We start from the raw sequence: 26,220 nt of genomic DNA on the forward strand, positions 1-26,220 counted from the left end.
AGTGGCGGTGCGAGCGGTCCCGGTCGGACGGTCGTGGCGGGACACGCCGACGACACGCCACGCTGGGTGTCCACAGCCGGACGGTGCGGGTTCCCGGGGTCCGCAGGGTGACCATATGATGGCTCCCGGCTCAGGGGAGGGGTCGCCGTCCGGGGCGCCACCTGCCGAGACGACACGGGAGGCTGCCGGCTGTGGCGAGCATCGACGAGGCCGTTCCGACCCGCACCCCACGATCCCGGTCCCGGGTACGCGGTGGTCTCGTCACCGTGGGTACGGTGCTGGCGCTGCTGGCGGCGATGGGGCTGACCGTGCTCGGTCTGGGTTCGGCGGACAACGCGGTGGCCAACTACGACGCGAGTTCGTGGTTGTGGAGTGCGGCGCGCAGTGAGTTGGCGCGGGTCAACGGGGTCACCGCCCGGGTGGACACCCGGATGGAGGTGCCGGCGGCGCGGCGGCATCCGATGCAGGTGACGCAGACGGACCGGCTGCTGGTGCTGCGGGATCTGAACACGGGTCAGATCAGCGCGTTGGATCTGGCCACGTTGCAGATCACCGCGACCACGCCGACCACTCCCGGGCTCGGGGTGAGTGTGGCGTTGCACGAGGACGCGGCGTTCGTGGTGGACGCGGTCCAGGGTGTGGTGCGGCAGTTGGATCCGCGGTCGCTGGCCCCTGTGGGCGAGCCGGTGCGCTATCCGCCGGGGATCACCGGTGGCGCGTTCGACGGTGCGGGCCGGCTGTGGGTCGCGGTGCCGGCGGAGGGCACTGTCTCGGCGATCACCCCGGCGGTGCTGCCGTCGGAGGCGGCGGACTCGCCTGTGGGTTCACCGCGGGTGCAGACGTACGACGTGGCGGAGGCGAGCCACGAGTTGGTGGTCTCCACCTTGGACGACGGGGTGGCGGTGCTGGACCGCACCGCCGGGGCGTTGGTGACCGTCGTGGACGGTACGACCCGACGCACGCCGTTGGCGTCGACGTTGACCGGTCCCGGCATCCTGCCGGTGCGTACCAGCGGGCCGGTGGTGCCGGTGACGGTGCCCGGGCAGCGGCAGGTGCACGCGATCGGCGACGGCGGCCAGGTGCGGTCGTTCAAGGTGCCGGGCGATGGTGACCGGCTCGGTCCGGCGGTGGCCTGGGCCGGGCGGTTCTACTGCGCGGACGAGGCGGCGGGCACGGTGTACGGGTTCGACGCGGCAGGCCAGCTGACCGACACGATCCGGGGCCGGTGGGGTGGCCCGCTGGAGCTGGAGGTGCGGGAGAACTACCTGTTCATCAACGCGCCGGACGCGGCGACCGCGCGGGTGGTCGATGATTCGCACCAGGTGCGGGAGGTCGACAAGTACGCCAACGACGTGCTCGGTGGCGATCCGCCGCCGGAGCCTCCGCCGCCACCTCCGCCGCCGAAGAAGCCTCAGGTGAACAAGCCGGGTGCGCCGCGCAACGTGAGCGCGGCGGCTGGCGACGCGCGGGCCAGGGTGAGTTGGCGGCCGGCGGCGGCCAACGGCGCCGAGATCGTCCGGTACGTGGTGGAGGGTGCCGGGCAGCGCCTGGAGGTCGGCGCGAACCAGCGGTCGGTGGAGGTCACCGAGCTGACAAACGGTGAGACGTACCGCTTCTCGGTGCATGCGGTGAACGCGAAGGGCGCCGGTCCGACCCGGACCAGCAATCCGGTGACGCCGACCGCGGACGTGCCGGACGCGCCGACCGAGGTGACCGCCGAGGCGCGGGCGGACGGCACGGTGGTGGTGACGTGGCCGGAGGCCAACGGTCAGGGCAACACGATCGCCCGGTACGCGGTGTCGGCGAGCTCGGCGGGCGCGAACGCCCCGGTCGGTGAGGCGACCGGCACCGAGTTGGTGGTGAAGGCCGGTGAGCTGGAGTACGGCACGCAGTACGCGTTCACGGTCGTCTCGGTCAATGACAAGGGCGCGGCGTCGGAGGCGTCGCCGGTGAGCAACACGGTGGTGCCGTTCACGGTTCCCGGTGAGCCGGTGGAGTTGCGGGCGAGCACGGTGGCCGACCAGCCCGGGACGGTGGCGGTGCAGTGGGCACCGGCGGTGGCCAACGGCCGGCCGGTGACCGGGTACGTGGTCGAGGTGGGTGACAAGCGCAGCGAGGTCACCGACACTCAGGCGACGGTGGGTGGGCTCGGTGACGGGCAGAACGTGACGGTGCGGGTCCGGGCGGTCAACGAGGCCGGCGAGGGTGCGCAGGCCACGACGACGGCGCGTACGGTGGCCGCGCCCCGGGTGACGGTGACCGGTTCGTCGGCGACCGCGACGGCGGCGACCGTGACGTTCACCGTGGACGCCGGTGGTGGCCAGGCCAGTTGTACGCTGTCCCGGTCGGGTCAGCCGGCGAAGAGTGGCCCGTGTTCGAGCATCACGATGAGCGGGTTGGCTCCCGGCACCCGCTACACGTTCACGGTGACGGCGACCAACGCCGCCGGCAGCGGCACCGCCACCAGAGCACAGCAGACCGACGCCCTGTACGGCATCGCCACCTGCGAGAACGGCCCCGACGGCGACCAGCGCACCTACTGCGACCGGGACCGCGACGGCCGCAACGGCAACGAGATCTTCTCGGTGCCCCGGCAGGACAACGACCGCCAGGTCGGCTGGGCGGAGCCGGGCACCCGGTTGAAGGCGTACTGCAAGGTGCGGGGCACGGACATCGACTCCTGGATCTACAACGACAACAAGCAGAGCACCTGGTGGGTGCAGGTCGAGTACAGCGGACGTAACTACATCCCCTGGGCCTGGCTCAACCTGGAGGGCGGCGACGACATCAACGTCCTGCCCACCTGCTGATCCACCCCAGGCGAGGAGCACCACGGTGAACAGCCAGGAACCGCTCACCCAGCAGGAGGTGCAGGGCTTCGCCGCCCTGGCCGCCCGGCTGGCCGAGAACGTCAACACGGTGGTGCTCGGCAAACCGCAGGTGGTGCGGCTGGCGTTGACCGCGTTGTTCGCCCAGGGGCACGTGCTGCTGGAGGACGTGCCCGGGGTGGGCAAGACGACCCTGGCGCGGGCGATCGCGGCGACGGTGAAGGGGCAGTGGCGGCGGATCCAGTTCACGCCGGACCTGCTGCCCTCCGACGTGTCCGGGGTGACCATCTTCAACCAGGCCACCCGGGGCTTCGAGTTCCACCCCGGCCCGGTCTTCGCCAACATCGTCATCGCCGACGAGATCAACCGGGCGTCGCCGAAGACGCAGTCGGCGCTGCTGGAGGTGATGGAGGAGCGGACGGTCACCGTGGACGGGGTGCGGCATCCGGTGCCGCAGCCGTTCCTGGTGGTGGCCACCCAGAACCCGGTGGAGATGGACGGTACGTACCGGCTGCCCGAGGCGCAGCTGGACCGGTTCCTGGTGAAGTTGTCGGTGGGGTATCCGGACGAGTCGGTGGAGGTGGAGGTGCTGCGCGGGGCGACGGTCCGCTCCCCCGAGGCACTCGCGGCGGTGACCGACACCGCCACCGTGGGCGAGATGGTGCGGATGGCCCGGCGGGTGCACATCGCCGAGCCGCTGTACGCGTACGCGGTGCGGCTGGCGGCGGCCACGCGCACCCATCCGCAGGTTCGCGTCGGGGTCAGTCCACGCGGGGTGATCGCGTTGACCCGGGCGGCGTGCGCGTACGCGTTGATCGACGGCCGGGGCTGGATCATGCCGGAGGATCTGAAGACGCTCACCGAGCCGGTCTTCGCGCACCGGCTGCTGCTCACTCCTGACGCCCAGGTGCGCGGGGTGACCGCCGCGGATGTGCTGCGGCAGGCGGTCGCCTCGGTGCCGGTGCCGCTGCCGTCGGGCCAGCCGGCCCCGGCGCACCACTGACCGGCGGGGTCTGGCGTGGGGATCACCGCCCGGGGCATCGGTCTGCTCGTCGCGGCCGTGCTGCTGCTGGGTGCGGGTTTCCGGTTCGGGTACCCGGAGTTGACGCTGCTCGGCGCGGCGGCCGGCACCGCGCTGGCGGTCGCCCTGGTCGCCGCGGCCCGGCGGCCCCGGCTGCTGGTGTCCCGGCAGGCCGACCCGGACCGGGTGGCCCGGGGTGAGCCGGCCGCGATGACGTTGACCGTACGCAACGCGGGCCGGATGGGGGCCGCGAGCATGCTGGCCACCGACCGCTGCGGTGACCAGGTGGTGCCGGTGCCGGTGCTGCGGCTGCGTCCCGGGGCGGACACCACGGTCAGCTACCCGGTGCCGACGAGCCGGCGCGGGGTGGTGCCGGTCGGGCCGCTGCGGGTGACCCGCCGCGACCCGCTCGGCCTGGTGGTGCTGGCCCGCTCCTACGGCGAGGTCGTGCCGGTGTGGGTGCACCCGCGTGTGCATCCGCTGCGGGCGGTGCCCACCGGCGCGGGCCGCAGTCTCGACGGGCGCATCGACGCGGTGCCGCACGGTTCGATCACCTTCGATTCGCTGCGCGAGTACGTCGTCGGTGACGAGTTGCGTCGGGTGCACTGGCGTACCAGTGCCCGGGTGGGTGAGCTGATGGTGCGGGAGAACGTGGACACCAGCCTGCCCCGGATCGTGGTGCTGCTGGACAACCGGTCGGTCGCGCATCCTGACCCGGAGTCGTTCGAGTCGGCCTGCGAGGCGGCGGCGTCGGTGGTCACCGCCGCGGTCCGTGAGGATCTGCCGGTGGTACTGCTCTTCGTCACCGCCGACGACACGTCCGCCGAGCCGATCGGTACCGGTCCGAGTGGGCCGCTGGACCGGTTGGCGGCGGTGACGCTCACCGGCGAGGGCACGCTGGAGGCTGCGATGGCGCGGCTGCGCCGCGACCGGCTCGGCGACACCCTTGTCGTCCTCACCGGACCGGGCGCGACCGAGGATCTGGGGCACGTCGGCGCGCTGCGCGGCGCGTACCCGTCGGTGGTGGTCGGGATCTTCGGGGCGGCGGAGCCGACGCCGCCGGGCGCGGCCGGCCTGGTCGTCGTCGACGCGGCCGACGGGGCGGCCTTCGCCGCCGAGTGGGACGGGGTACGCCGGTGGTGAGGCTGCTGCGGGCGGTGGCGGTGCCGGCCACGCTTGTCGTGCTGGTCACGCTGGCCGGTGTGGTGCTCGGCCGGGTGTACGCGGGGTCGCTGCTGACGATGCTGGTGGCCGGCGCGGCGGTCGGGTCGGTGCTGGTAAGCGTGGTGACCCGGCGGCTGCCGTCGTGGCTGGTGGCGCCGGTGTCGGTGCTGGCCATGCTCGGGTGGACGGCGGTCTGCCTGCGGGTGGCCGCCGCCGACGCGCAGGTGCCGGGCGGGTTCGTCGAGGTGGCCGGCGACGCCGCCCGCAACGCCATTCCCCGGCTGCTGACCGCGATGATCCCGGTGGAGGCCACGCCGGACACGGTTCTGCTGCCGGTGGTGGCCGCCTGGCTGGCGGGGTTGGCCGGCGCGGAGGTGGCGTTGCGGGCCGGGCGGGTGCTGCTGGGCTACCTGCCGCCGGTGCTGCTGCATGTCGGTGCCGTGTACGTGGTCGGGCCGAACGCGCAGCCGGCGATCGGTGCGACGGTGGCGTTGGTGGTGACGGCCGCGCTCGGGTTGGCGGTGTCGTCCCGACCGGCGGGCGGTGACCCCGCCGACGGGCTCGCCCCGGCGGTGCGGTCCGGGGTGCGGGCCCGACTGGCGGTGGCCTCGGCCGCCGGTACGGCGGTGGTGGTGGCGCTTGCGGTGTTGCTCGGCCCGGCGGTGGCGGCCCTGGTGGACACCCGGCCGGTGGATCCCCGGCGGTATGTGGAGCCGCCGCAGGTGGAGACGCTTGACGAGAATCCGCTGATCCGGATCTCCGGTTGGGCGTTGAACCCGGAGCAGGAACTGTTCCAGGTCGCGACCGACCTCCCCGGCGGATCCGGCCCAGCCGACCCGGCCGACGGTGCGGCGACGGGCAGTGCCGGGGTGCGGATCCGGCTGGCCGTGCTCAGCGACTACGACGGGGTCACCTGGCGGGTGGGCGCGACCTACCGCAACGCCGGCCGGATCCTGCCCGCCCGCGAACCGGCCCCGCACGCCACGGTCGAAACCGTGCGGCAGGAGATCACCGTGGGTGACCTGAGTGGACGGCTGCTGCCTGCGGTGCCCACCCCACGCGAGGTCAGTGGCGCCCGGGTCGCCTACGACCCGGGCACCGGCACGCTGATCCGTCCCGACGGTCTCGCCCCCGGCCTGCGCTACACGGTGACCTCGGCCCGGGAGCGCCCCGACAGCAATCTGCTGGCCACCGCGAACACCCCGGCCGGCGACGCGGTGGCCCGGGTGCTGCACGTCCCCGACGGGGCCCCCGAGCAGTTGCGGCGGCTGGCCACCCAGTTGGCCGAGGAGAACGGCGCGCCGTACGCGCGGGCGGCGGCGATCGAGCAGTGGCTGGCCGAGCACTACCGGCTGGTCGCCGACGCGCCGAGTGGGCACGCCTACCCGAATCTGGCGTTCTTCCTGTTCGGGCCGCGTAACGGTGGCGGGCAGCGCGGCACGTCCGAACAGTTCGCGGCGTCGTTCGCGGTGCTGGGTCGGCTCGCCGGGCTACCGACCCGGGTGGTGGTCGGCTTCGCCGCCCCCGGGTCGGGTCCGGTGCGGGCCGCCGACGCGTACGCCTGGCCGGAGGTGCTCTTCGACGGCCTCGGTTGGGTGTCGTTCGACCCGCTGCCCCAACCGGACGAGCAGCCCCGCCCGGTGGAGGAGGACTTCCGCCCCCAGCCGGAGGACCCGCCACCGTCGGAGCAGCCGGAGCCCACCCTGGAGCCGACCGCCTCGCCACCGGCGCAGGCCGCTCCCGCTGGACCCACCGACAGCGGCGGCGTCCCGACGCCGGTGCTGGTCGGTGGCACCGGCGGTGCTCTGCTGCTCGTCGTCGTGGCGCTGCTGGTCACCCTCGCCGGGCTGCGCCGGGCACAGACCCGGGCCCGGTTGCACCGGGGCGACCCCGGCCACCGCATCGCCGGCGCCTGGCGGGAGCTGACCGACACGTTGCGGTTGGCCGGCCGGCCGGTCGCCGCCGACCTGTCCGCCACCGAGGTCGCCGCGCAGGCCCGGCAGGCCCTGACCGACGTCCGGCCGCCGGCCGCGGCGTACGGGGCCGTCGATGAGCTGGCCCGGCTGGTCAACCAGGTCAGCTTCGCTCCCGGCACGGCCGACGAGGAGCAGGCCGGTGCCGCCGCCGCGGCGGCCACCGCCTACACCGGGGCGGTACGAGCGGCGCGTCCCCGCTGGCGGCAACTGCTCTGGTCGGTGCACCCGGGCCCGCTGCGCTGGCGCCGCTGAGCCTTGCCCTGGGTGCCATTGCCGAGAAAGCCACCTACGGTGATGCTGCCGGCTTCGGCGGCAGCGCGTCCTGATCGACGGCACGCAACCGGCGGACGAGTTTGCGCAGGCCGGACTGCCAGCCGTCGGGGTCCTCGGCGCGACGGCGGGCGTAGTCGGCCACCTCCGGGTGCGGCAGGATCAGGAACCGCTCCTCCGCCATCCCGGCCACCGCCGCCGCAGCCACGTCGTCCGGGCTGAGCACCGCGCCGGAGGCCGCGACGACCCGGGCACCCAGGTGTCCGGCGGCCAGTCCGTCGGCCAGCATCGCCGTGTCGACGCCCTGCGGGCACAGGGCGCTGACCCGGATGCCCTGGTCGCGGTAGGTCACCGACAGCCACTCGGCGAACCCCACGGCGGCGTGCTTGGTGGTGGTGTACGCGGCGTCACCGACGGCGGTCAGCACCCCCGCCGCCGAGCAGGTGTGCAGCAGGTAGCCGCTGCGCCGGGCGAGCATCGCCGGCAGCACCGCCCGGGCCGCGTACACGTGGGCGAGCACGTTGACCTGCCAGGACCGTTCCCAGCCGGCGTCGTCGACCTCCACTCCCCCACCGCTGCTCACCCCGGCGTTGGCGCAGAACACGTCGATCCGGCCGTGGCGGCGCTCGGTGTCGGTGACCAGGGCGCGTACCTGCTCCTCGTCGGTGACGTCGACGGCGACCCCACGGGCCCGCGGGCCCACGGCTGCGGCGACCGCCTCGGTCGCGGCACCGTCCAGGTCGGCCAGGACCAGCGCGGCGGCTCCCTCCGCGGCGAACCGCCGGGCCAGCGCCGCACCGATCCCCCCGGCCCCGCCGGTGATCACCACTACCCGGTCGGTGAGGTTCACACCGACTCCTTCGCGTCGCGCCCGAGCCGGGTGACAAGCGTGGCCAGGGCCACCGGATCGGTGGCGGTGACCTCCGGCGTGGGCAGCAACGCCAGCACCGGTACGTCCACCCCGGCGTCGACGTACCGACTCACCTGTGCCCGGCACTGCTCGGGTGAGCCGTGCAGGATCAGCGCGTCGACCACCTCGTCCGGGATCGCGGCCAGGGCACCGCGCCGGTCGCCCGCCGCCCACGCCGCCCACATGTCGGCAAGCGCCTCCTGCCGACCGAGCCAGCGGTGGAACTCCGCGTACGCGGGCACGGTCAAATAGCTGGTGATCATCCGCCGGCCGAGGGTGCGGGCGTACCCGGCATCCTCGGTGGGACAGACGAAGATCCGGGCGACCACCTCGAACTGCGGACGCCGCTGCCCCAGCTCGGCCACCGCCCGGGGCACGTCGGTGGCGGCGAGCCAGTTGAGGATCACCCCGTCGGCCTCGGCGGCGGCCAGCCGCAGCATGCCCGGACGCAACGCGGCCAACAGCAGCGGCGGCGGCACCACAGGCGGCCGTTCCAGGGTGAACCGGCGGACGGCGAAGGTGTCGAAGGCACCGTCGACGGTCTCCCCGCGCAGCGCCGCCCGCAGGAAACGCAGCACGTCGCGGGTGCGCCGGAACGGTTCGGTGAACTCCACGGCGTTCCAGTCGGAGACCACCACCGGCGACGACGCGCCGATGCCGAGGGCGAACCGGCCGGGGGCGACGTCGGCGAGCGCGGCGGCGCTCATCGCCAGCAGGCCGGGGCCGCGGGTAAACGCCGGTGTGATCGCGGTGCCCAGCCGCAGCCCGGGCTGCCAGGCGGCGGCCAACGTCAGCGGCGTGAACGCGTCGGCCCCGTTGACCTCGGAGGACCACACGTCGGTGTAGCCGGCGTCGGCGAGGGCCGCGTACACCGCGGCGTGGTCAGCGAGCGGGATCCCGCCCAACGGCACCGTCATTGCCCATCGCGTCGTCATCGGTCGATGGTGCCCGTCCCGGCGTCGTCGGGCAAGGTCGTCGCGGCGGCGGCCACAGGACCGTCACCAGCGTTAACCTTCCGAGCGTGACCTTCTCGCTCGTGGCTCGCTCCGACGACGGCCGGCTGCACGGCATCGTCGTGGCCAGCCGTTTCCTGGCTGCCGGGGCCCTCGTGCCGGGTGCCGCAGCCGACGTCGGCGCGATCGCCACCCAGGCGCACGTGAACCTGGCCTACCGGCCGCAGGGGCTGGCGCTGCTGCGGACCGGTGTGTCGGCCGCCGGTGTGGTCGCCGGCCTGGTCGCCGCCGACCCGGAACGCGATCATCGGCAGCTCGGGGTGGTCGCGGCCACCGGGCCGGGTGCCACCTGGACCGGTGAGCACTGTCGGGGCTGGGCCGGTGGGCAGGCCGGCGATGGCTGGGCGGCGCAGGGGAACATCCTCACCGGCCCGCAGGTCGTCGACGCGCTCCGCGACGCCTGGCTGGCCGGTTCCGGCCTGCCGTTCGCGCACCGGCTGCTCGCGGCGCTGCGCGCCGGCGAGGCCGCCGGCGGCGACCGTCGGGGCCGGCAGAGCGCGGGGCTGCTTGTGGTGCGCCGTGGCGGCGGGTACGGCGGCACCGGCGACGCCATGATCGACCTGCGGGTCGACGACCATCCCGACCCGGTCACCGAACTCGACCGGCTGCTGGCGGTGCACACGCTGCTGTTCAGCCGGCCCGATCCGGCCACCCTGCTGGACCTGACCGGTGCGCTGGCCGGCGAGGTCGCCGGTCTGCTGACCGCGCTCGGGTATCCGGCCGATCCGGCGGAGCCCGAGGACGCGTTGGTCGCCTGGGCCGGGTTGGAGAACCTGGAGGAGCGGCTGGCGCCCGGTCGTATCGACCCGGTGGTCCTGGCTCACCTGCGTGCCGCCGCCCCGCACGTGCCGGCACCCCGCACCGCCGCCTGACCCACCACCCGCCGGCCGGCCATGCCCGGGCAGCAGCGGCAGCCCGACACCGCCACGCCGACGCCTGACATACCGGCTACCGGGCCAGCGGCGGCTCGCGCGGGCGGTGCGCGGCGGTCGGGTGCCGGTCAGCCGCCGAAGGCGAGCAGTCGGATGCCGGCGGCGTCGAGGGCGTCCTGCTCGGCCCGGCTGCGGGGGCTGCGGCCGGTGGCCTTGCGGATCAGGGTCAGCCGGTCCCAGCCGAGATCCGCCGGCAGTGCCCGCCCGCCGGTGAGCAGGTCGCCGATCACCCGGGCGGCGGTGGGGGTCAGCCAGGGCGGCCGGTCCAGCGCCTCGGCCAGGTCGAGGCCGTGCACGCCGACCTCCACCACCCGGGTACGCAGGAACTCCGGCACCGTCATCGCGTCGCCGTGCCGGGTGCGTACCACCCGGTCGGCGGGATGGGCGTCTACCGCCGCGAGGGTGGCCCGCCACGCCCGGTCGAAGTCCGCAGCGAGCACCGCACCGGGCCGGTCCGACGAGGATCCGGCACTGCCCGAGGCGGCCCCGCCCCGGGCGGCCTCCACGCGGGCGGCCTCCACGCGGGCAGACTCAACGCGGGCAGACTCGACACGGGCGGACTCGATGCGGGCGGCGTCCACCTCCGGGAGGAACTTCGCCGCAGCGAAGTAGCCGGCGGCGCCGACCTCGGCGGGACCGGGCACCGTGGCGCGCAGCATGTCGGCCAGCCGGCCGGCTCCGGTGCGTACGTGGGCCAGCAGGTCGGCCACCGTCCACGGCGCGCAGCGGGTCGGGCGGTCGAGGTCCGCCCGGTCGAGGGTACGCAGCACCGTGCCGAGCCGGTCGCACTCGTCGTGGAACGCCGACCGTACGACGCTCATCCGGTCAGCCCTTGTAGCGGGGCACGAGACGGTGCACGGCGGTGAGCACCAGCGCCATCACCACCGCCATGGAGCCGGCGATGCCGGCGGCGCTGCCCGCGTAGCCGACGAACAGCGGACGGCGGGACAACTCCACCGCCGGGGTGGACCGCAGGCCCACCAGCCACCACAGGGCCAGCGCGCAGCCGGCGATCGCGAGCAACCCGGCCGCGCCCAGCAGCAGGGCGGTGAGCCGGTGCGCGTCACCGGGCGCGACCTCCGCCCGTTCCCGCTGGGTGACCAGCAGCAGCAGGCCGGCCAGCGCCGCCCAGACCCCGACCACCAGGAACGCGGCGACCGCGTCGCTGGGCCGGTGCCAGCCCGCCGACAGGGTCGCCACCCCGGCGGTCGCGGCATAGCCGGCACCGATCACGGCGCCACCGGCCCGCACCTTCGCCGGGAGCACGAGCACCAGGGCCACCGCCACCGAGCCGGCGACCGTGGTGTGCCCGCTGGGCAGGCTGTTGCCGACGAACGCCCGTTCCAGGTCGATGCCGTAGTCGGGACGGCTCAGTCCGTACTTGAGCAGTTGGGTGGTGACGTTGGCGCCCGCGATCAGCAGGGTCGCCGCGACGGCCAGGGCGACCCGACCTCGGATCAGCGCGATGAACCCGATCATCACGGTGACCGCCAGCAGCGACACCACGGACATGGCGTTGAGGATCCGGTCGACCGGTTCCTCGATGTGGTCGCGGCCGATCCGGTTGCCGGTGAGGGCCACCGTGTCGATCCACTGGCCGATCTCCGTGTGCAGGGCGAATCGCCAGACGGCGATGAAGGCCGCCGTCTGGATCAGGGCCAGCACGACCAGCCAGACCGCAGTACCACCCCTGGGCGTCACGCGCACCCGCACAACTTAGCGGCACGCCACCGGCGTCCGGCCGGTGGCCCGTCCGTGGCGTGGAGATAGGTTGGCCGCAGGTGAAGGAGGGCACGTGACCGGTACGTCGGAGCGGGACGTCGCCGTGGCCGGGCGACCCGAGTCACTTGCCGATCTGCTCGGCGGGCGCCGGGGAGCGGTGGACGCCACCGTGCCGCCGGTCGCGTTCGCGGTGGGCTGGCTGGTGTCCGGCCGGTCGGTCATGGTCGGGGTGGTGGCGGCGCTGGTCGCCGGGGCGGTGGTGGCCGGCTGGCGGTTGCGTCGCGGTGACCGGCCCCGGTCGGTGCTGGTCGGGCTGCTCGCGGTCTGCGTGGCCGCGCTGGTGGCGGTGCGCACCGGGCGGGCCGAGGACTTCTTCCTCGTGCAGGTGCTGGCCAACGCCGCCAGCGCGCTGGCGTGGGCGGTGAGCATCATCGTGCGCTGGCCGCTGCTGGGGGTGGTCGTCGGCGCCGCGCTGAGGCAGCGCGGACGCTGGCGCCGTGACCCGGCGCTGCTGCGGGCGTACGGACGGGCCAGTTGGGTGTGGACGGGGACCTACCTGCTGCGGGTGGCGGTGTTCGTGCCGCTGTATCTCGGTGGTCACGTGCTCGCCCTGACCGCGGCCCGGGTGGGGCTGACCTGGCCGCTGGTCGCGGCGGCATTGGCGGGCAGTTGGGCCGTGGTGCGCCGGTCGTTGCCGGCCGGTCATCCGGGGCTGCGACACCCGGTGACGCCGCCGACCGAGCCGGCCGCGAGAACGTCGGACGACGGCGAGCCGCACGCACCGGGGCTGGGACAATAAGGGAGAGGCCGCCACGGGGGGAGCGGCCTCTCCGGTGATGTACGTTACTCCGTCCCGGGCCGGGTTGTGATCCCGGGGCGGTCACTTTTTTTCGCTATGTGCGCGCCGTGCCCGGCGGGTCGGGTGGTGGGGTGGGCCGACCGCTCCGCTGCGTCGGCCAGAGGGCCGACCCACCCCGGCCTGACCGTGGGTGTCAGGCCGTCAACCGGACCTGCCTCTACCCCCGAGGCCCGGCCGGTGCCTCCGGGTGGGTCAATGCCCACCCGGAGGAGTTCGTTCAGCCGTTGGGGAACAACTTCCCGTAGTCGGCGTAGGCCATGGCGACGTCCGCCTGGGCCCAGAAGCGGTGGTAACGGAACTCGGGCTCCGGCCCACCGTCGAGGTACGCCTGCACCTTCGGCCACGCCGGGTCGTTCTTGTAGAACGACCGGATGTCGACGAAGCTCTTGCCCGGGGCGATGACGTCACCGTTGGGCATCTCGCCGGTCCAGCCCGGCGGGATGTACAGGCCCTGCCCGGTGGAGGCGTCGTAGACGTCGTCGAAGCGCCGGTAGTCGCCACGCTTCTCCACCGTCGAGACACCCTGGGCGTCACTGTGGGCGTGCAGCGCGTCCAGCAGCCCCTTGGCGGTTTCCTTCGCCTCGGTGTTGCCCGACTTCGCCGCGTACGCGATCAGGGTGCGGGCGTAGGCGGCGGCGACGCCGACGTCCTGGCCCTTGACCGTCACCTCGACGTGCAGGTTGTTGTTCGGCTGCGGGTTGCTCGGGTTCCAGTTGTTGGGCTGGCCGGTCCACTCCATGTCCGACGGGATGGACCAGTCCTCACCCAGCGTGGTGTGCTCGATCGCCCACGGCACCCACTTGTCCAGCAGCGCCTTGGCCTGGGCGTTGCCGCTGACCAGGTACAGCTCGGCGATGCGCTGCATCGACCAGGCCTGCATGCCGAACCACTGGTTCGACGGCGGGTCGTTGTAGACCGGGTCCTCGTCGTAGAACATGCCGTAGAAGGTGGCCGTGCCGGCCGGCGGCGTGCCGTAGTGCCCGCCCCAGCTGTTGGTCGCGCCACCGGCGATGCCGCCCTCGGCGGACTGGAGCCAGGTGTAGAGCTCCAACTGCCGGTTGAGGCTGTTGGTCCAGTCCGCCGCTGCCGTCGGCGAGCGCGGCTTGAGCTCGTCGACGTTTGTCAGCGCCCAGGCCGCGAACGGGTTCTGGTAGCCGAAGTGGCTGTGGCTGGAGCCGATCCGCCAGGACCAGTTCTGGCTGGTCTCGTACGCGCCGCCCCAGGCGTAGTACCAGGACAGCAGGTAGTGGGCGGAATCGCGGCCGGAGCCGGCCGGGCAGGCGCTGGCCCCGACGCAGTTGCCGACCCGCTTGAAGTACTTGTCGAACAGGGCGTACCGCAGGTAGTCACCCATCTTGGCGGCCTTGGTCACGGTGGCCGCGACGTCGGCCGCCTTGTTCTGCTCCTTGGCCCAGGTCAGCGCCCAGTACGCGGCCTGCACGGCGCGGGCGTCGGCGTCCGGGGCGTTGGTGTACTTCCACTGCTTGGCCGGCGCCTGCGACTCCTTGATGAACAGGTCCAGGTAGCCGTACTGACCGCCGTGGGCGAAGGTGTCGCAGGACGGCTGCGGCACGGTCTCCCACACCGACTCCTGGGTGCCCCGCTGGAAGGTGTTGATGTAGGCGGGGCGGGTGGTGCCGTCGCCGCAGCGGCCGTAGCCGTAGACGTTGTCGACGTCCAGCAGCCAGTGCATGCCGTAGACGGAGCCGGTGTTGTAGGTCGACCGGAGCTCCGAGCGCAGCGGGTCCTGGCCGACCGGCACGTTCGAGTCCAGCTGCGACGGGTACTGGCTGGGCAGGTCGTGCTCGGCGGCGTAGGTGGCGTCACCGGCGGAGCCGGCGGTCGGCTGGTCGGCGTCGGACGGGATGATGTACCGCTCCATCACCGTCCAGGCGTTGTTGAACGGCGTCCAGTTCTGGGTCACCCGACCGTAGTAGGCCTCCAGCCACAGCCAGAAGCTGAACGCCTCGGAGGTGGTCTCGTGGCCGTGGTCCGGCGCCTCGACGATGAGCGTCTCGATGGAGTGGTACGGCACGCCCTCCGGGCTGAAGTAGCCCGAGTTCTTGATCTTGTTGTACTGGGTGAGGAAGCGCTGCACGTACTCGTCGTCCCCGCCGGGCACGTCGTTGTCGATCTCGGTGACGGTGACCGTCGCCGGGGTGTGCCCGGTGGCCGAGGCGGTGATCGTGGCGGTGCCACCGACGGTGTCTTCGTCCTCCGCCGCCCGGACGGTCACGTCGACGCCGGTGTTCCAGTTCGACGTGGTCAGCGTCGCCGAGGTCGGCGTGACGGTGACGTCCGTGTCGCCGGTACGCGCCAGGCTCACCGCGACGTTCGCGGTGGGCGCCCGGCTCAGCTTGAGGTTGAACGTCGAGTCGCCGCCCTCGGGGACGGTCACCGCGGTCGGCGTGGCGACCAGGGCCGGCGAGGTGGAGCCGGCGACGGTGAACGACCGCTCGGCGATCGCGGACAGCCCGCTGTTGTCGTACGCCCGGGCCTGCACCGTGTAGTCACCGGCCGGCAGGCTCTCCAGGGTGTACGCGTACGGCGCGCTGGTGTCGGTGTTGACCAGCAGCCCGTTGCGGTAGAACTCGACCCGGGCGATGGTGCCGTCCGGGTCGCTGGCGGTGGCGGTCAGCGGCACGGTCGCCGGGGCCGTGAACGGGCCGGCGGGCACCGACAGGCTGACCGTCGGAGGCTGCTGCGCCGTACCACCGCAGGTGACCCCGTTTACCGAGAACGAGGTCGGCTTCGCGTTGGTGCCGGAGTAGGAGCCGTTGAAGCCGATGCTGGTGCTGCCGCCGGCCGGGATGTTGCCGTTCCAGGATTCGTTGACGGCGGTGACCTCGTTGCCGCTCTGGCTCCACCGGGCCGACCAGCCCTGGGTGACCCGCTGGTTGCCGGGGAAGGCGAACTTCAGGGTCCAGCCGTTGATCGCGTCGCCGGTGTTTCTGATGGTGACGTTGGCGGTGAAGCCGTTGCTCCAGTCATTTGTCGTATAAACCACGTCGCAGGCCGGTGCGGCCTGTGCGGCGGCGGCGGGGACGGTCGCCCCACCGATCGCCAGCGCCGCGGCGGCGAGCCACGCCAGGCGCCGACGTCTAGCCAGGTTTCTCATCTGCGCGGTGTCTCCTCGGACCAGGCCGGTGGCGGTGGCGCCCCGGCGGTGGCGCCCCGGGGACGACGGGTCCGCCGAGGTGCCAGTGGATGGTGGTCGCTGCGGCCCGGGTGGGGCCGGCGCGGCGGGGCGCCCCATGGGACGGCAGCTGCTCCCGCTGCTGGCAGGACGCCGTACCGGACGAGCCGGAAGCCCTCGGCGACCCGCGCTCACGCGTACCTTGGCTCCGCGCGGTCGATCGACAGTGTGCCATGGAAGCGCTCCCAACGCTAGCAAGGGAACTTCCGGAAACACTGAGTTGTTTCGATCTCGTTTTGGGGCTTTCACAAAGCCGTGACGGGCGTTACAGTCGCAGCAACGTCGATGGGAGCGCTTCCATCGACAGAGTTCCACCCGGAATATCGCCCGGGGTCGTGCCCACGGCTCCGGGGAACAGACCACAGGCCGACGGCGGGCCAGCCCGGACACCGCCGCCAGCCGTCACCCCACCACAGTGGAGGGAGGTGGATCCTCAGCCACTCGCGTGGCCCGGCTCCCGCGCGACACGCACAACTGGGACGCCAATCCGAACGTGCGTGTACCGCAACACGGTGGGGACGGGGGTTGCCCTCCCCCGTCCCCACACTAAACCCCCGTTCACGATGGGAAAAGAGGCCGACGGGTCAGACGCGCACCACCCGCGCGCCCCGCACGGCAGTCGACCCGCCCGCCGACCGCCATCCGCGACGCCCCGCCGACCGCCCGGGCGCGCACCACCGGTCCGCCCGCGGCAATCGGCGCACCCGGTCCCGCCGCACCAGCTGCCCGACCGGCACAGCGCCCTTCCCCACCCCACGTCACCCGCCACCGGGGCAGACCGCCCCACCCCTCGCGACGACTCGGCCCGGCGGGGACCGCCTACCCTCTACCCTTTGTTGGGAGCGCTCCCGGGCTCAGGCGGTCGTCCCCATCCACGAGGAGAACCCATGTCGATACTCACCAGGCGGCACCTGCTGCGCCGCGCGGCGCTCTCGGCCACCACCGCCACCCCGGTCAGCGCAGTGCTCGGCACCACCGCCGCGGCCACCACGGCCACCGGTCTGGCCGGCTGCCAGCCCGGCGACCCGGCCGACCACACGGCCACCGCGTCGAACCCGGCCACCCGACGGTCCTTCCCGCCCGACTTCGGTTGGGGCGCCGCGACCTCCGCCTACCAGATCGAGGGTGCCGCCAAGGAGGACGGCCGCGGCGAATCGATCTGGGACACGTTCAGCCGCGCACCGGGACGCACCCGCAACGGCGACACCGGCGACGTGGCCGCCGACCACTACCAACGCTATGCCGAAGACCTCGATCTGATGCGCGACCTGGGGCTGCGCAGCTACCGGTTCTCCATCTCCTGGCCGCGCATCCAGCCCGACGGAACCGGCGCCGCCAACCAACGCGGCCTCGACTTCTACCGTCGCCTCGTCGACGGTCTGCACGAACGCGGGATCGCCCCGATGGCCACGCTGTTCCACTGGGACCTGCCGCAGAGCCTGCAGGACACCGGTGGCTGGGAGTCCCGCGACGTCGCCCAACGATTCGCCGACTACGCCGGCATCGTCTTCGACGCCCTCGGCGACCGGGTGCCCGTCTGGCTGACCATCAACGAGCCGAAGACCGTGGTGCAGAACGGCTATATCTTCGGCCACCACGCCCCCGGCCGGCAGGATCCCGACGCGGCGTACCTGGTCGCCCACCACCTTCAACTCGCCCACGGCCTCGCCGTCCGCGCCCTGCGCGCCACCGGCGGCAAGAGCCGCATCGGCCCCGCCTTCAACCTGCACCCCTGCTACCCCGCCGACGACTCCGCCGCCGCAGCGGAGGCCGCCCGCCTCTACGACGGCTACGAGAACCGCCTCTACCTCGACTCCGCGTTGATCGGCAGCTATCCGTCCGACGTGCTGGCCGACCTCGGCACCGGCAGCCGGATGGTCCGCGGCATCCGCGACGGCGACCTGGAGATCATCTCCGCCCCGATCGACCTGCTCGCCGTGCAGTACTACACCCCGATCTACGTCACCGCCGACGGCGGCACGGTACGCCGCTGGCCCACCTCCGAGGCGGACTGGCAGCAGATCTACCCGGACGGGATGTACGACATCCTGACCCGGGTCACCCGCGACTACGGGCCGATCCCCCTCACCGTCACCGAGAACGGCCTGCCCACCCCCGACGAACTCAGCGCCGACGGCACCGTCGAGGACGACGGCCGCGTGACGTTCCTCCGCGACCACCTGACCGCCGCCCACCGGGCCATCGCCGAGGGCGTGCCGCTGGAGAGCTTCCACGTCTGGTCCCTGCTCGACAACTTCGAATGGGCCGAGGGCTACGAGCAGCGCTGGGGGTTGATCTACGTCGACTACCCCACCCAGCGTCGGGTGTTCAAGCGCAGCGCCCACTGGTACCGCCAGGTCATCGCGGACAACGCGGTCTGACCCCGTCAGCTCGGCGGCGGCCCGGCTCCGGGCCGCCGCCGAGGCACGTACCATCTCCGCATGCGTGATCGCCACCGTCTGGGCCGGCCGTTCTGGACCTTCTGGAGCGCCGCCGCGCTGGCCAACCTCGGCGACGGCATCCGGGTGGCCGCCTTCCCGCTGCTGGCCGCCGCACTCACCGACGACCCGCTGGCCGTCGCTGCCGTCGCCGCCGCCCAGTTCCTGCCGTGGCTCGTCTCCGGGCTGCTCGCCGGTGCCCTTGCCGACCGCCGAGGGGCTCGCACGCTGCTCGCCGCCGCCGACACCGGCCGCGTCGTCGTGCTGGCCGCGCTGGCCACCACCGTCGCCCTGGGCTGGGCCACCATCGCGCTCGTCGTCGCCGCCGCGTTCCTGCTCGGCGTCGGCGAGACCATCCGGGACACCGCCGCCCAGACCGCCGTACCCAGGCTCGTCACCGACGCGCAGCTGGAAAAGGCCAACGGGCGCCTGGTCGCCGGGGAGATCGTCGGCAACGAGTTCGTCGGTCCACCGGTGGGTGCCCTGCTGTTCGTGCTCGGTGCCGCCATCCCGTTCGCCGTCAACGGAGCCACCCTGGCCCTGGCGGTGATGCTCGTGCTCTCCCTGCCGCTGACCCTGGCGCACCGGGCTACCCCGGACACCAGCGACGCCGCGCCGGCCACCGACGGCCACGGGGTCCTGGCCGGCCTGCGCTGGCTCGTCCGCCAGCCGATGCTACGCACCCTGATGCTCGTCACCGCCGCCGTGGCCGCCGCGGACACCGCCTGGTTCGCGATCTTCGTGCTCTACGCCCGCGACGCCCTCGGCCTCGGCGCGTTCGGTTTCGGCCTGCTGCTGGCCACCGGCGCGGCCGGTGGACTGATCGGCTCGTTCGCCGCCGACCGTCTCGTCGCCCGCTTCCAGCACCGGTCCGTGTTGACCTGGTCCATGGCCGTCACCGCCGGCGTACCGGTCCTGCTGGCCGTCGTCGGGCACCGCGCCGTCGCGGTGGTCGTGGTGGTCACCACCAGCGCCGCGTTCGCCGTGCTCAACGTCGCCGCGCTGTCGGTACGCCAACGACTGGTGCCGGGCGGGCTGCTCGGTCGGGTCATCGCCGCCTCCCGCCTGGTCACCTACAGCTGCACCGCGCTGGGTGCGCTGGCCGGTGGTGCGCTGGCCGCCCGAGCCGGCATCGAGGCGCCGTTCCTGTTCAGCGGCGTCGTCGCCGTGGCCGCCACCGTCGCCTGGTGGGTCGCCTCCCGACCCACCACCCCCGGCACCGCACCCGGCCTTCGGTAACGCACCGTCGGCCGGCGACCCGCCACCCCGCCCGGGGTCAGCGGGGCAGTGCCTGCTGAAGTTCGGCGCGCAGGGCCGGGGTCAGCATCTCGCCAGCCTGCTTGGCCAGCCGGGCCATCTCGTAGCCCACCACGCCGATGTCGGCGTCCGCCGCCGCCAGGGTGGCCAGGATCGAGCCGTCGCGTACCTGCATCACCAGGAAGTAGCCCCGCCCCATCTCCACCACGGTCTGCTTGACCACGTCCCCGTCGAACATCTGGGCGGCACCGGCGGTGATGCTCATCAGTCCCGAGGTCACCGCGGCGAGCTTGTCGGCGTGGTCCCGTGGCAGGTGGTCGGATATCGCGACCAACAGCCCGTCGGAGGAGACCACCACCGCGTGCGCCACCCCGGGCACCCGCTCCGCGAACGCGCTGACCAGCCAGCTCAGGTCGCGAGCCTCCTGCGACAACCCCGTCACTTCCGTCCTCCTTCGCTCCACGCCCCGAGCGGTGGCACGGGTATCTCGGTGGTCTCCTCAGCCTCGGCCCGCCGTACCCCGCTGTACAACCTGGACAACATCCCACCGACGGCTTCCGGGTCCGGTTCGTTGCGGGCCGCCGGCTGCTGCTCCGGACGGGCCGGCTGGGTCACCGCACTGAGCTGCGCCATCGGCACCCGCATCGGCAGGCCCCGCTCGTTCGTCCCGGCGGTCACCGGCACGGCCGGCGGTGCCGATGCGCCGGCACCGACGGCGGGTACGACCGACGAGGGGCCCTCCCGCGACCACCAGCCGCTCCCGCCGCTGGCCGGTGCGACGGCGGGGGCGAGCACGTCCTCGGCGCGTACCGGGACCGGGTGGGCCTGGCGGGGCACCGTGGTCGGACGTCGCCCGGCCACCGGCAGATCCGCCGGCCCCGGGTCGGTCGGGGTGACCGGGCGAGGCTTCGCGCCGGGCAGCCCACGCGGCGCCGGCACCGGGTCCAGGCTCGGCGGCGGCGCCGCCGCGAGCAACGGACGCGGCAGCCGTACCCGGGCCACCAGCCCACCGGCACCGCCGTGCAACCGCACCTCGATGCCGTGCCGAGCGGCGAGGTGACTGACCACGAACAGACCCATCCGCTCGACCGTCGCGACGTCCGCGGCCGGCGGGGCGGCCAGCACCCCGTTCGCCTCCGCCAGTGCCGTCGCGCTCATACCGAGGCCCTGGTCGGCGATCTCGATCACCGCCCCGGTCCCCTCCACCCGGGCCATCACCTGCACGATCGTGTCCGGACGGGAGAAGGCGGTCGCGTTCTCCAGCAGCTCGGCGAGCAGGTGCACCAGCTCACCCACCGCGTGCCCGACCACGTGCAGGTCCGCCACCGCCTCGTGCCGCACCCGCTGGTACTGCTCGATCTCGGCGCTGGCCGCGAGCAGCACCGCGCTCAGCCCGATCGGCCGGTTCCACCGGCGGGTCGACTCGGTGCCGGCGAGCACCAGCAGGCTCTCGTCGTTACGGCGCATCCGGGCGGCGAGGTGATCCAGCTTGAACAGGTTCTCCAGCTGCTCGGGGTCGCCCTCCTCGCGCTCCAGGTCGTCGAGCAGCTCCAGCTGCCGCTCCACCAGTACCTGGCTGCGTCGGGCGAGGTTGATGAACATCGCGTTGACGTTGCGGCGCATGTTCGCCTGGTCGACCGCCACCCCGACGGCGCTGCGGTGCACCGCGACGAACGCCTCGGCCAGTTCACCGATCTCGTCGAGCGACCGCACCACGGCCGGCGAGACGTCGATCGGCGGTACGCCGCCGGAGACCGACCGCAGCCGGGCCAGCGCCTCGGGCAGTTCGATCTGCGCGATCCGCAGCGCCTGCGAACGCAGCAGCCGGATCGACCGGGCCAACGACCGACCGATCAGCACCGAGATCAGCACCGCCACCAGCAGAACCGTGATGATCACGCCGACGACCAGCAGCGTCTCCCGCAACTGGGTCTCGCTCGCGTCGTCGGCCTGCCCCGCCGAGTCCGACAACACGTCCGCCTCGAAGCTCTGCAACAGCTCGTGGCGGGCCTCGCTGGCCGTCCACCACTGCTCCGCGTCCAGCACCGACGACCCGGACGTGCCCTGCGACAGCGCCTGCTCCTCCATCCGGGAGGCGGCGATGAAGGCCGGATCCAGGCTCATCTCGTCGTAGCGGGTGACCTGTGCGCTCGTCGCCGCGATCCGGAACGCGCCGAGGGCAGTCAGCTGCCGCGCCCGCAGGTCGGGCAACTGGGCCGCGTCCTCGGCGTCATAGCTGCCGACACGGGCCGCCGAGTACAGCTCCGCCCGGACCCGGGAGGAGAGTTCCTTCGCCCGGGCGAACTGCACGTACCGCAGCACCGCATCGGCCAGTTCCGGTCGGTCGGCGCCGGGCGTCGGCTGGGCGAGCAGATTCAGCAACGCGTCGATCGCCCGGTGGTAGTTACCGATGATGGTGTCGCCGCTGAGCACCACCGTGGTCAGCGTGTTCCGGATGTAGCCGACCTGCTGGTACGCCTGCGACGCCACCACGTAGACGTCCCGCCACGAGGCGTCCGCCTCGGCCAACGGCTCGGCCGCCGCACGCAGTTCCGCCGCCGCCTGGTCGGCGGCCTCGCGGTAGGGCTGCAACACTGCCAGCCGCTCCTCGCTCGCCTCCTCGTCGGTGGCCGCACGCAGCGCGGGCAGCTCCCCGGCCGTACGGTCGCGCTCCAGCTGCAACCGGTGGATCAGCGCGGTGATCTCGCGTCCGATGCCGACCTGGGCGGCGAAGTCACCCAGCACGCTGGCGCGGCTGACCAGGCTCTGGGTCTGCACGCCCGCCAGCACCAGGAAGGCGACCGACGGAATGACCAGCACCGTGGCCAGCTTGGTACGCATCCGCCAGTCCTGCAGGCGCAGGGCGGAGCGACGCCGGTGGGGTACCACCCGGACGTCGAACCGACGCCGGCGGTGCTGCGACACCCCGTGCGCCTGCTCCGGTCCTACACCCACCCGCTCCTCCTCCCCCACGCGTCCGCCGCGGTCCGGGGAGCGCGGTCCATCCAACCAGGCCCGAGAGCAGTGTCAACGCCCTGCCCTTATGAACGGTTAAGGAAGGGTACTGCTGGTCGCCAGCCTATGCCGAGGTCGCCGAGTCTTGATCATCCGTCCGGCCGATGTCGGCCACCACCACGGCATCGGCGATCCGGCCGGTGGCCACCAGCGCCGCGCCGGTGGCACCGATCTCCGGGTGCCGCGCGAAGTGCACCGGCCGGGGGGCCAGCACCGCCGCGAACGCCTGCCGCCACCAGGTCGAGGCGGCTATCGCACCGCCGCCGAGGACCACCTCGACCGGCCGACCCACCGTGGACTCCAGCACCACCAGGTCGTCGACAACCTGCTGGCACACCCCGTACATGAGCCCGGCCAGCATCTCCACCGCGGTGGTGCCGAAGCCCAGCCCCCGCAGCTCGCCCAGCCCGGCCGGGCGAATGCCCGGCGGACGGTCACCGCCGAAGCGGACGTTGGCCGGCAGGCCGCCGTCGGGCGGCAACAGAGCCAGCGCCTCCTCCAGCGCCCGGCCGGTCGGCAGCCGCAGCTCCCGGTCCGCCCAGGCGAACAGGTTCCCGCCCGAGGAGTACGCGGCCCCGGTCACCACATGGTCGTGGTCGACGCGGTAGCGCCACAACCGGTGCGGCAGAACGGTCGACTCGGCGGGCGTCGACATCCGCTGCAACAGCCGCACCGCCGAGGACGTGCCCACGGTCACCGCCGCCCGGGCCGGGTCGACGCAGCCGGAGCCGACGTTGGAGGCGGCACCGTCACCGAGCGGTGGCGCCCACCGGGCCCGGGCCAGAGCCGGCCACCGCCGGCCGTACTCGGCGCGCAGCCCACCGTGCCAGCCGCGGGGGGCCAGTTCGGGAAGGTCCGCACCGTCGCTACCGGCCAGCGCGCAGGCCTCCGGGTCCCAATCCAGGGTGTGCAGGTCCAGCAGGCCGGTGCCGGACGCCTGGGACATCGACATCGGCGCCTCGGCGAGCAGCCCGCCGAGCACGTACTCGACCAGCCCGGTGAACCGGGCCACCCGGTCCCCGGCGCGGGCCCGCAGCCAGGGCAGCCGCACCGACCAGTAGCAGCGGTGCCACCAGGTGCCGGTGCGCTGGTGGAAGGCGTCCGGGTCGGCCGGGCCGACCACCGTGGCCGACGGCTCGGGCCGGGTGTCCAGCCAGGTCAACACCGGGCCGAGCGGCTCGTCGTCGGTGCCCAACGGCACCACCGAGTGCCACTGGCCGCTGATCGCCACCAGCTCCACCCCGTCCAGCCACCCCTGCCCGTGCAGCTCGTCCAGGCACTCGATCAGGCAGGCCAGGTAGTCACGGGCGTCCAGGGTGCCGGCGCCCTCGTCGTCGACGGTGACCAGCATGCGGCGACGAGCCAGCGCCCCCGGCAACGGTTGCGCGTCGTCCAGCACGAGCCCACGCACCGACGAGGTGCCCAGGTCCAGCGCGAGAATCTTCATCGCGGGTCAACGTACCCGGTGATCGCGACGCCACAACGCTGCCGCGCACCGGGTCCGCCGATCGGCTTCCACGCCGACCATCCGACGCGTAGAGTGTTCGCATGCTCGCGCGATTGACCTGCTGGTGGCCCGCCGACCCGGCGGCCCTCCCCCGCGCGTAGCTTCACCCACGCGGCCGCCCGACGAGGCGGCCGCCGGTCATGTCCCGGTTCCCGGGCCGCCCCCGACGGTGGTCACCCGGCCCGAGGAGACCGATGCACCAGCTCACCGACCTGCTCAACGCGCTCGCCGCCGGCCTCGACCCCGGCCCGTTCGCCCTGTTACACCGCGAGGGCACCGAGCATCTCGACCTGTTCACCGGCACCGTGACGACCGTCGACCGGCTCGCCGACATCCCCCTGCCCGCCGCATCCGCCGGCCCGGCGACGCTGGCCCTGGTGCCGTACCGGCAGGTCGCCGAGCGGGGCTTCGCCTGTGTCGACGACGGGGTACCGCTGGAATGCCTGCGCATCGACCACCGCCACCGGCTACCGCTGGCCGGCGTGCTGGCGGCGCTGCCGACCGCCCCGGTACGCACCAGCGGCGCCGCCTTCGACATCAGCGACGACGAGTACGCCGCCATCGTGGCCCGGGTGCTGGCCGACGAGATCGGCCACGGCGAGGGCGCCAACTTCGTCATCCACCGCACCCTGCGCGCCCAGGTGCAGGGCGCCCCGCTGACCGCCGCGCTGGCCGCGTTGCGCTCGCTGCTGACCCGGGAGCGCGGAGCGTACTGGACGTTCGTGGTGTACACCGGGGCACGCACCCTGGTCGGTGCCAGCCCGGAGCGGCACGTCAGTGTCGACGACGGTCTGGTGATGATGAATCCGATCAGCGGCACCTTCCGGCACACCGGTGCCGGCGCCGATCGGGCCGCGCTGCTGCGCTTCCTCGCCGACACCAAGGAGACCGAGGAGCTGTACATGGTCCTCGACGAGGAGTTGAAGATGATGGCCACCGTCGCCGAGCGGGGTGGGCAGGTCGTCGGGCCGTACCTGAAGGAGATGTCGCACCTGGCGCACACGGAGTACCTGCTGGCCGGACGGGGCTCGAAGGACGTCCGCGAGGTGCTGCGGGAGACGATGTTCGCGCCGACGGTGACCGGCAGTCCGATGGAGAACGCCTGCCGGGTGATCGCTCGGCACGAACGCACCGGACGCCGGTACTACTCCGGGGTGCTGGCCCTGCTCGGTCACGACGAGACGGGCCGGCAGACCCTCGACGCGCCCATCCTGATCCGTACCGCCGAGATCTCCTCCACCGGTGAGCTGCGGGTACCGGTCGGTGCGACCCTGGTCCGCCACTCCACCCCCGCCGCCGAGGTCGCCGAGACCCACGCCAAGGCCGCCGGCGTGCTGGCCGCCCTCGGTCTGGGCCCGCAGGCACCGGCCGGGCCGCACCCGACGCACCGGCTCGCCGACGACCCGCAGGTACGCGCCGCCCTCGCCGCCCGCAACGCACCGCTGGCCCGGTTCTGGCTGGACCAGCGGCCACCGGGCGCCCTGGCCCTGCCCGCCCTGACCGGCCGTCGGGCCCTCATCGTCGACGGGGAGGACACCTTCACCGGGATGCTTGCCCATCAGCTCGGCGCCCTCGGCCTGTCGGTGACCGTCCGGCCGTGGCACGACGAGCAACCCTTCCGGGCGTACGACCTGGTGGTGGTCGGCCCGGGCCCCGGCGACCCGAGCGGTGACACGGAGAAGATGACCAGGCTGCGCACCCTGCTCACGCACCTGCTGGACGCCGGGCACCCGACGCTCGCCGTCTGTCTCGGCCACCAGCTTCTCGCCGGTCTGCTCGGGCTGCCTGTGCACCGTCGGGACGCGCCCTACCAGGGGCTGCAACGCACGGTCCCCCTCTTTGGCACACCCCGCCGGGTCGGCTTCTACGCCACCTTCACCGCCCGCGCCACCACCGACCACCACGACGGCCCGTACGGACCGGTGGAGCTGGCCCGCGACGAGGCCGACGGCGCGGTGCACGCGCTGCGCGGGCGCGGTTTCGCCGGGGTGCAGTTCCACCCCGAGTCGGTGCTCAGCCCGGACGGGGTGGCGGTCCTGACCGACCTGCTGCGCGACCTGCTGCCGGCACCGGCCGGTGAGTTGTCCCCGGCGGTGCAGGCATAGTCGCCCC

Annotated in this window: 17 protein-coding genes; 9 read left to right on the forward strand and 8 right to left on the reverse strand. The window is 73.4% G+C overall.

Features of this window, described 5'->3' with window-relative positions:
* The first annotated feature begins 200 nt into the window (after positions 1–200).
* From ACFY2A_RS21680 to ACFY2A_RS21695, 4 genes are read left to right on the forward strand one after another with little or no spacing between them, the layout of a single operon-like run.
* A complete protein-coding gene (locus ACFY2A_RS21680; RefSeq protein WP_387174196.1) occupies positions 201–2,810 on the forward strand; it encodes a fibronectin type III domain-containing protein in 2,610 nt (869 codons plus the stop codon).
* A 25-nt stretch (positions 2,811–2,835) separates the two neighbouring features.
* Positions 2,836–3,831 (forward strand): MoxR family ATPase, encoded by a 996-nt coding sequence (locus ACFY2A_RS21685; protein WP_204002867.1) that lies wholly within the window; start codon positions 2,836–2,838, stop codon positions 3,829–3,831.
* A 15-nt stretch (positions 3,832–3,846) separates the two neighbouring features.
* Entirely contained in the window at positions 3,847–4,992 is a 1,146-nt protein-coding gene (locus ACFY2A_RS21690) for a DUF58 domain-containing protein (RefSeq protein WP_387174033.1), read from the forward strand.
* Positions 4,968–7,241 carry a transglutaminaseTgpA domain-containing protein gene (locus tag ACFY2A_RS21695; protein WP_387174035.1) on the forward strand — a complete coding sequence of 758 codons (2,274 nt, stop codon included), beginning with the start codon at positions 4,968–4,970 and terminating at the stop codon, positions 7,239–7,241. Before ACFY2A_RS21690 ends, ACFY2A_RS21695 begins: the two co-directional genes overlap by 25 nt.
* Positions 7,242–7,275: 34 nt before the next feature.
* Here ACFY2A_RS21695 and ACFY2A_RS21700 read toward each other — a convergent pair whose 3' ends face one another.
* Both ACFY2A_RS21700 and ACFY2A_RS21705 read right to left on the reverse strand, forming a co-directional pair.
* Positions 7,276–8,109, reverse strand: coding sequence for an SDR family oxidoreductase (locus ACFY2A_RS21700; protein ID WP_387174037.1), 834 nt, complete (start codon positions 8,107–8,109; stop codon positions 7,276–7,278).
* On the reverse strand, positions 8,106–9,086 hold the full coding sequence (locus ACFY2A_RS21705) for an LLM class F420-dependent oxidoreductase (RefSeq protein ID WP_387174198.1): 981 nt from the start codon (positions 9,084–9,086) through the stop codon (positions 8,106–8,108). The genes ACFY2A_RS21700 and ACFY2A_RS21705 overlap by 4 nt, the downstream gene beginning before the upstream one ends.
* 104 nt (positions 9,087–9,190) lie before the next feature.
* Between ACFY2A_RS21705 and ACFY2A_RS21710 the strand changes: the two genes are divergently transcribed.
* Positions 9,191–10,054 carry a DUF1028 domain-containing protein gene (locus ACFY2A_RS21710; protein ID WP_387174039.1) on the forward strand — a complete coding sequence of 288 codons (864 nt, stop codon included), beginning with the start codon at positions 9,191–9,193 and terminating at the stop codon, positions 10,052–10,054.
* A gap of 128 nt (positions 10,055–10,182) precedes the next feature.
* Here ACFY2A_RS21710 and ACFY2A_RS21715 read toward each other — a convergent pair whose 3' ends face one another.
* Together ACFY2A_RS21715 and ACFY2A_RS21720 are read right to left on the reverse strand one after the other, a co-directional pair.
* Entirely contained in the window at positions 10,183–10,935 is a 753-nt protein-coding gene (locus tag ACFY2A_RS21715) for a maleylpyruvate isomerase N-terminal domain-containing protein (RefSeq protein WP_387174041.1), read from the reverse strand.
* Positions 10,936–10,939: 4 nt separating this feature from the next.
* Positions 10,940–11,827 (reverse strand): phosphatase PAP2 family protein, encoded by an 888-nt coding sequence (locus ACFY2A_RS21720; protein WP_363924113.1) that lies wholly within the window; start codon positions 11,825–11,827, stop codon positions 10,940–10,942.
* Positions 11,828–11,909: 82 nt separating this feature from the next.
* Here ACFY2A_RS21720 and ACFY2A_RS21725 point away from each other — a divergent pair, with 82 nt between their 5' ends.
* Entirely contained in the window at positions 11,910–12,635 is a 726-nt protein-coding gene (locus ACFY2A_RS21725; RefSeq protein ID WP_387174043.1) for a DUF3159 domain-containing protein, read from the forward strand.
* A 277-nt stretch (positions 12,636–12,912) separates the two neighbouring features.
* On the opposite strand, the gene ACFY2A_RS21730 is transcribed toward ACFY2A_RS21725, so the two are convergent.
* Positions 12,913–15,813 (reverse strand): glycoside hydrolase family 48 protein, encoded by a 2,901-nt coding sequence (locus ACFY2A_RS21730; RefSeq protein WP_387174045.1) that lies wholly within the window; start codon positions 15,811–15,813, stop codon positions 12,913–12,915.
* Between the two features lie 965 nt (positions 15,814–16,778).
* On the opposite strand from ACFY2A_RS21730, the gene ACFY2A_RS21735 reads away from it, so the two are divergent.
* Both ACFY2A_RS21735 and ACFY2A_RS21740 read left to right on the forward strand, forming a co-directional pair.
* On the forward strand, positions 16,779–18,272 hold the full coding sequence (locus tag ACFY2A_RS21735; protein ID WP_387174047.1) for a GH1 family beta-glucosidase: 1,494 nt from the start codon (positions 16,779–16,781) through the stop codon (positions 18,270–18,272).
* 60 nt (positions 18,273–18,332) lie between these two features.
* A complete protein-coding gene (locus tag ACFY2A_RS21740; protein WP_387174049.1) occupies positions 18,333–19,568 on the forward strand; it encodes an MFS transporter in 1,236 nt (411 codons plus the stop codon).
* A 37-nt stretch (positions 19,569–19,605) separates the two neighbouring features.
* Here ACFY2A_RS21740 and ACFY2A_RS21745 read toward each other — a convergent pair whose 3' ends face one another.
* The 3 genes from ACFY2A_RS21745 to ACFY2A_RS21755 all read right to left on the reverse strand — a co-directional run bounded on the left by ACFY2A_RS21745 (position 19,606) and on the right by ACFY2A_RS21755 (position 24,048).
* Positions 19,606–20,019, reverse strand: a complete 414-nt coding sequence (locus ACFY2A_RS21745) for a roadblock/LC7 domain-containing protein (RefSeq protein WP_155218583.1) — start codon at positions 20,017–20,019, stop codon at positions 19,606–19,608.
* A 5-nt stretch (positions 20,020–20,024) separates the two neighbouring features.
* Positions 20,025–22,541 (reverse strand): nitrate- and nitrite sensing domain-containing protein, encoded by a 2,517-nt coding sequence (locus ACFY2A_RS21750; RefSeq protein WP_387174051.1) that lies wholly within the window; start codon positions 22,539–22,541, stop codon positions 20,025–20,027.
* A gap of 124 nt (positions 22,542–22,665) precedes the next feature.
* Complete coding sequence (locus ACFY2A_RS21755) at positions 22,666–24,048, reverse strand: FGGY family carbohydrate kinase (protein ID WP_387174053.1); 1,383 nt, start codon at positions 24,046–24,048, stop codon at positions 22,666–22,668.
* 254 nt (positions 24,049–24,302) lie between these two features.
* Between ACFY2A_RS21755 and ACFY2A_RS21760 the strand changes: the two genes are divergently transcribed.
* Complete coding sequence (locus ACFY2A_RS21760; RefSeq protein WP_387174055.1) at positions 24,303–26,213, forward strand: anthranilate synthase family protein; 1,911 nt, start codon at positions 24,303–24,305, stop codon at positions 26,211–26,213.
* Positions 26,214–26,220: the final 7 nt, after the last annotated feature.

The organism is Micromonospora sp. NPDC000442 (genome assembly GCF_042898635.1).
GTDB lineage: Bacteria > Actinomycetota > Actinomycetes > Mycobacteriales > Micromonosporaceae > Micromonospora.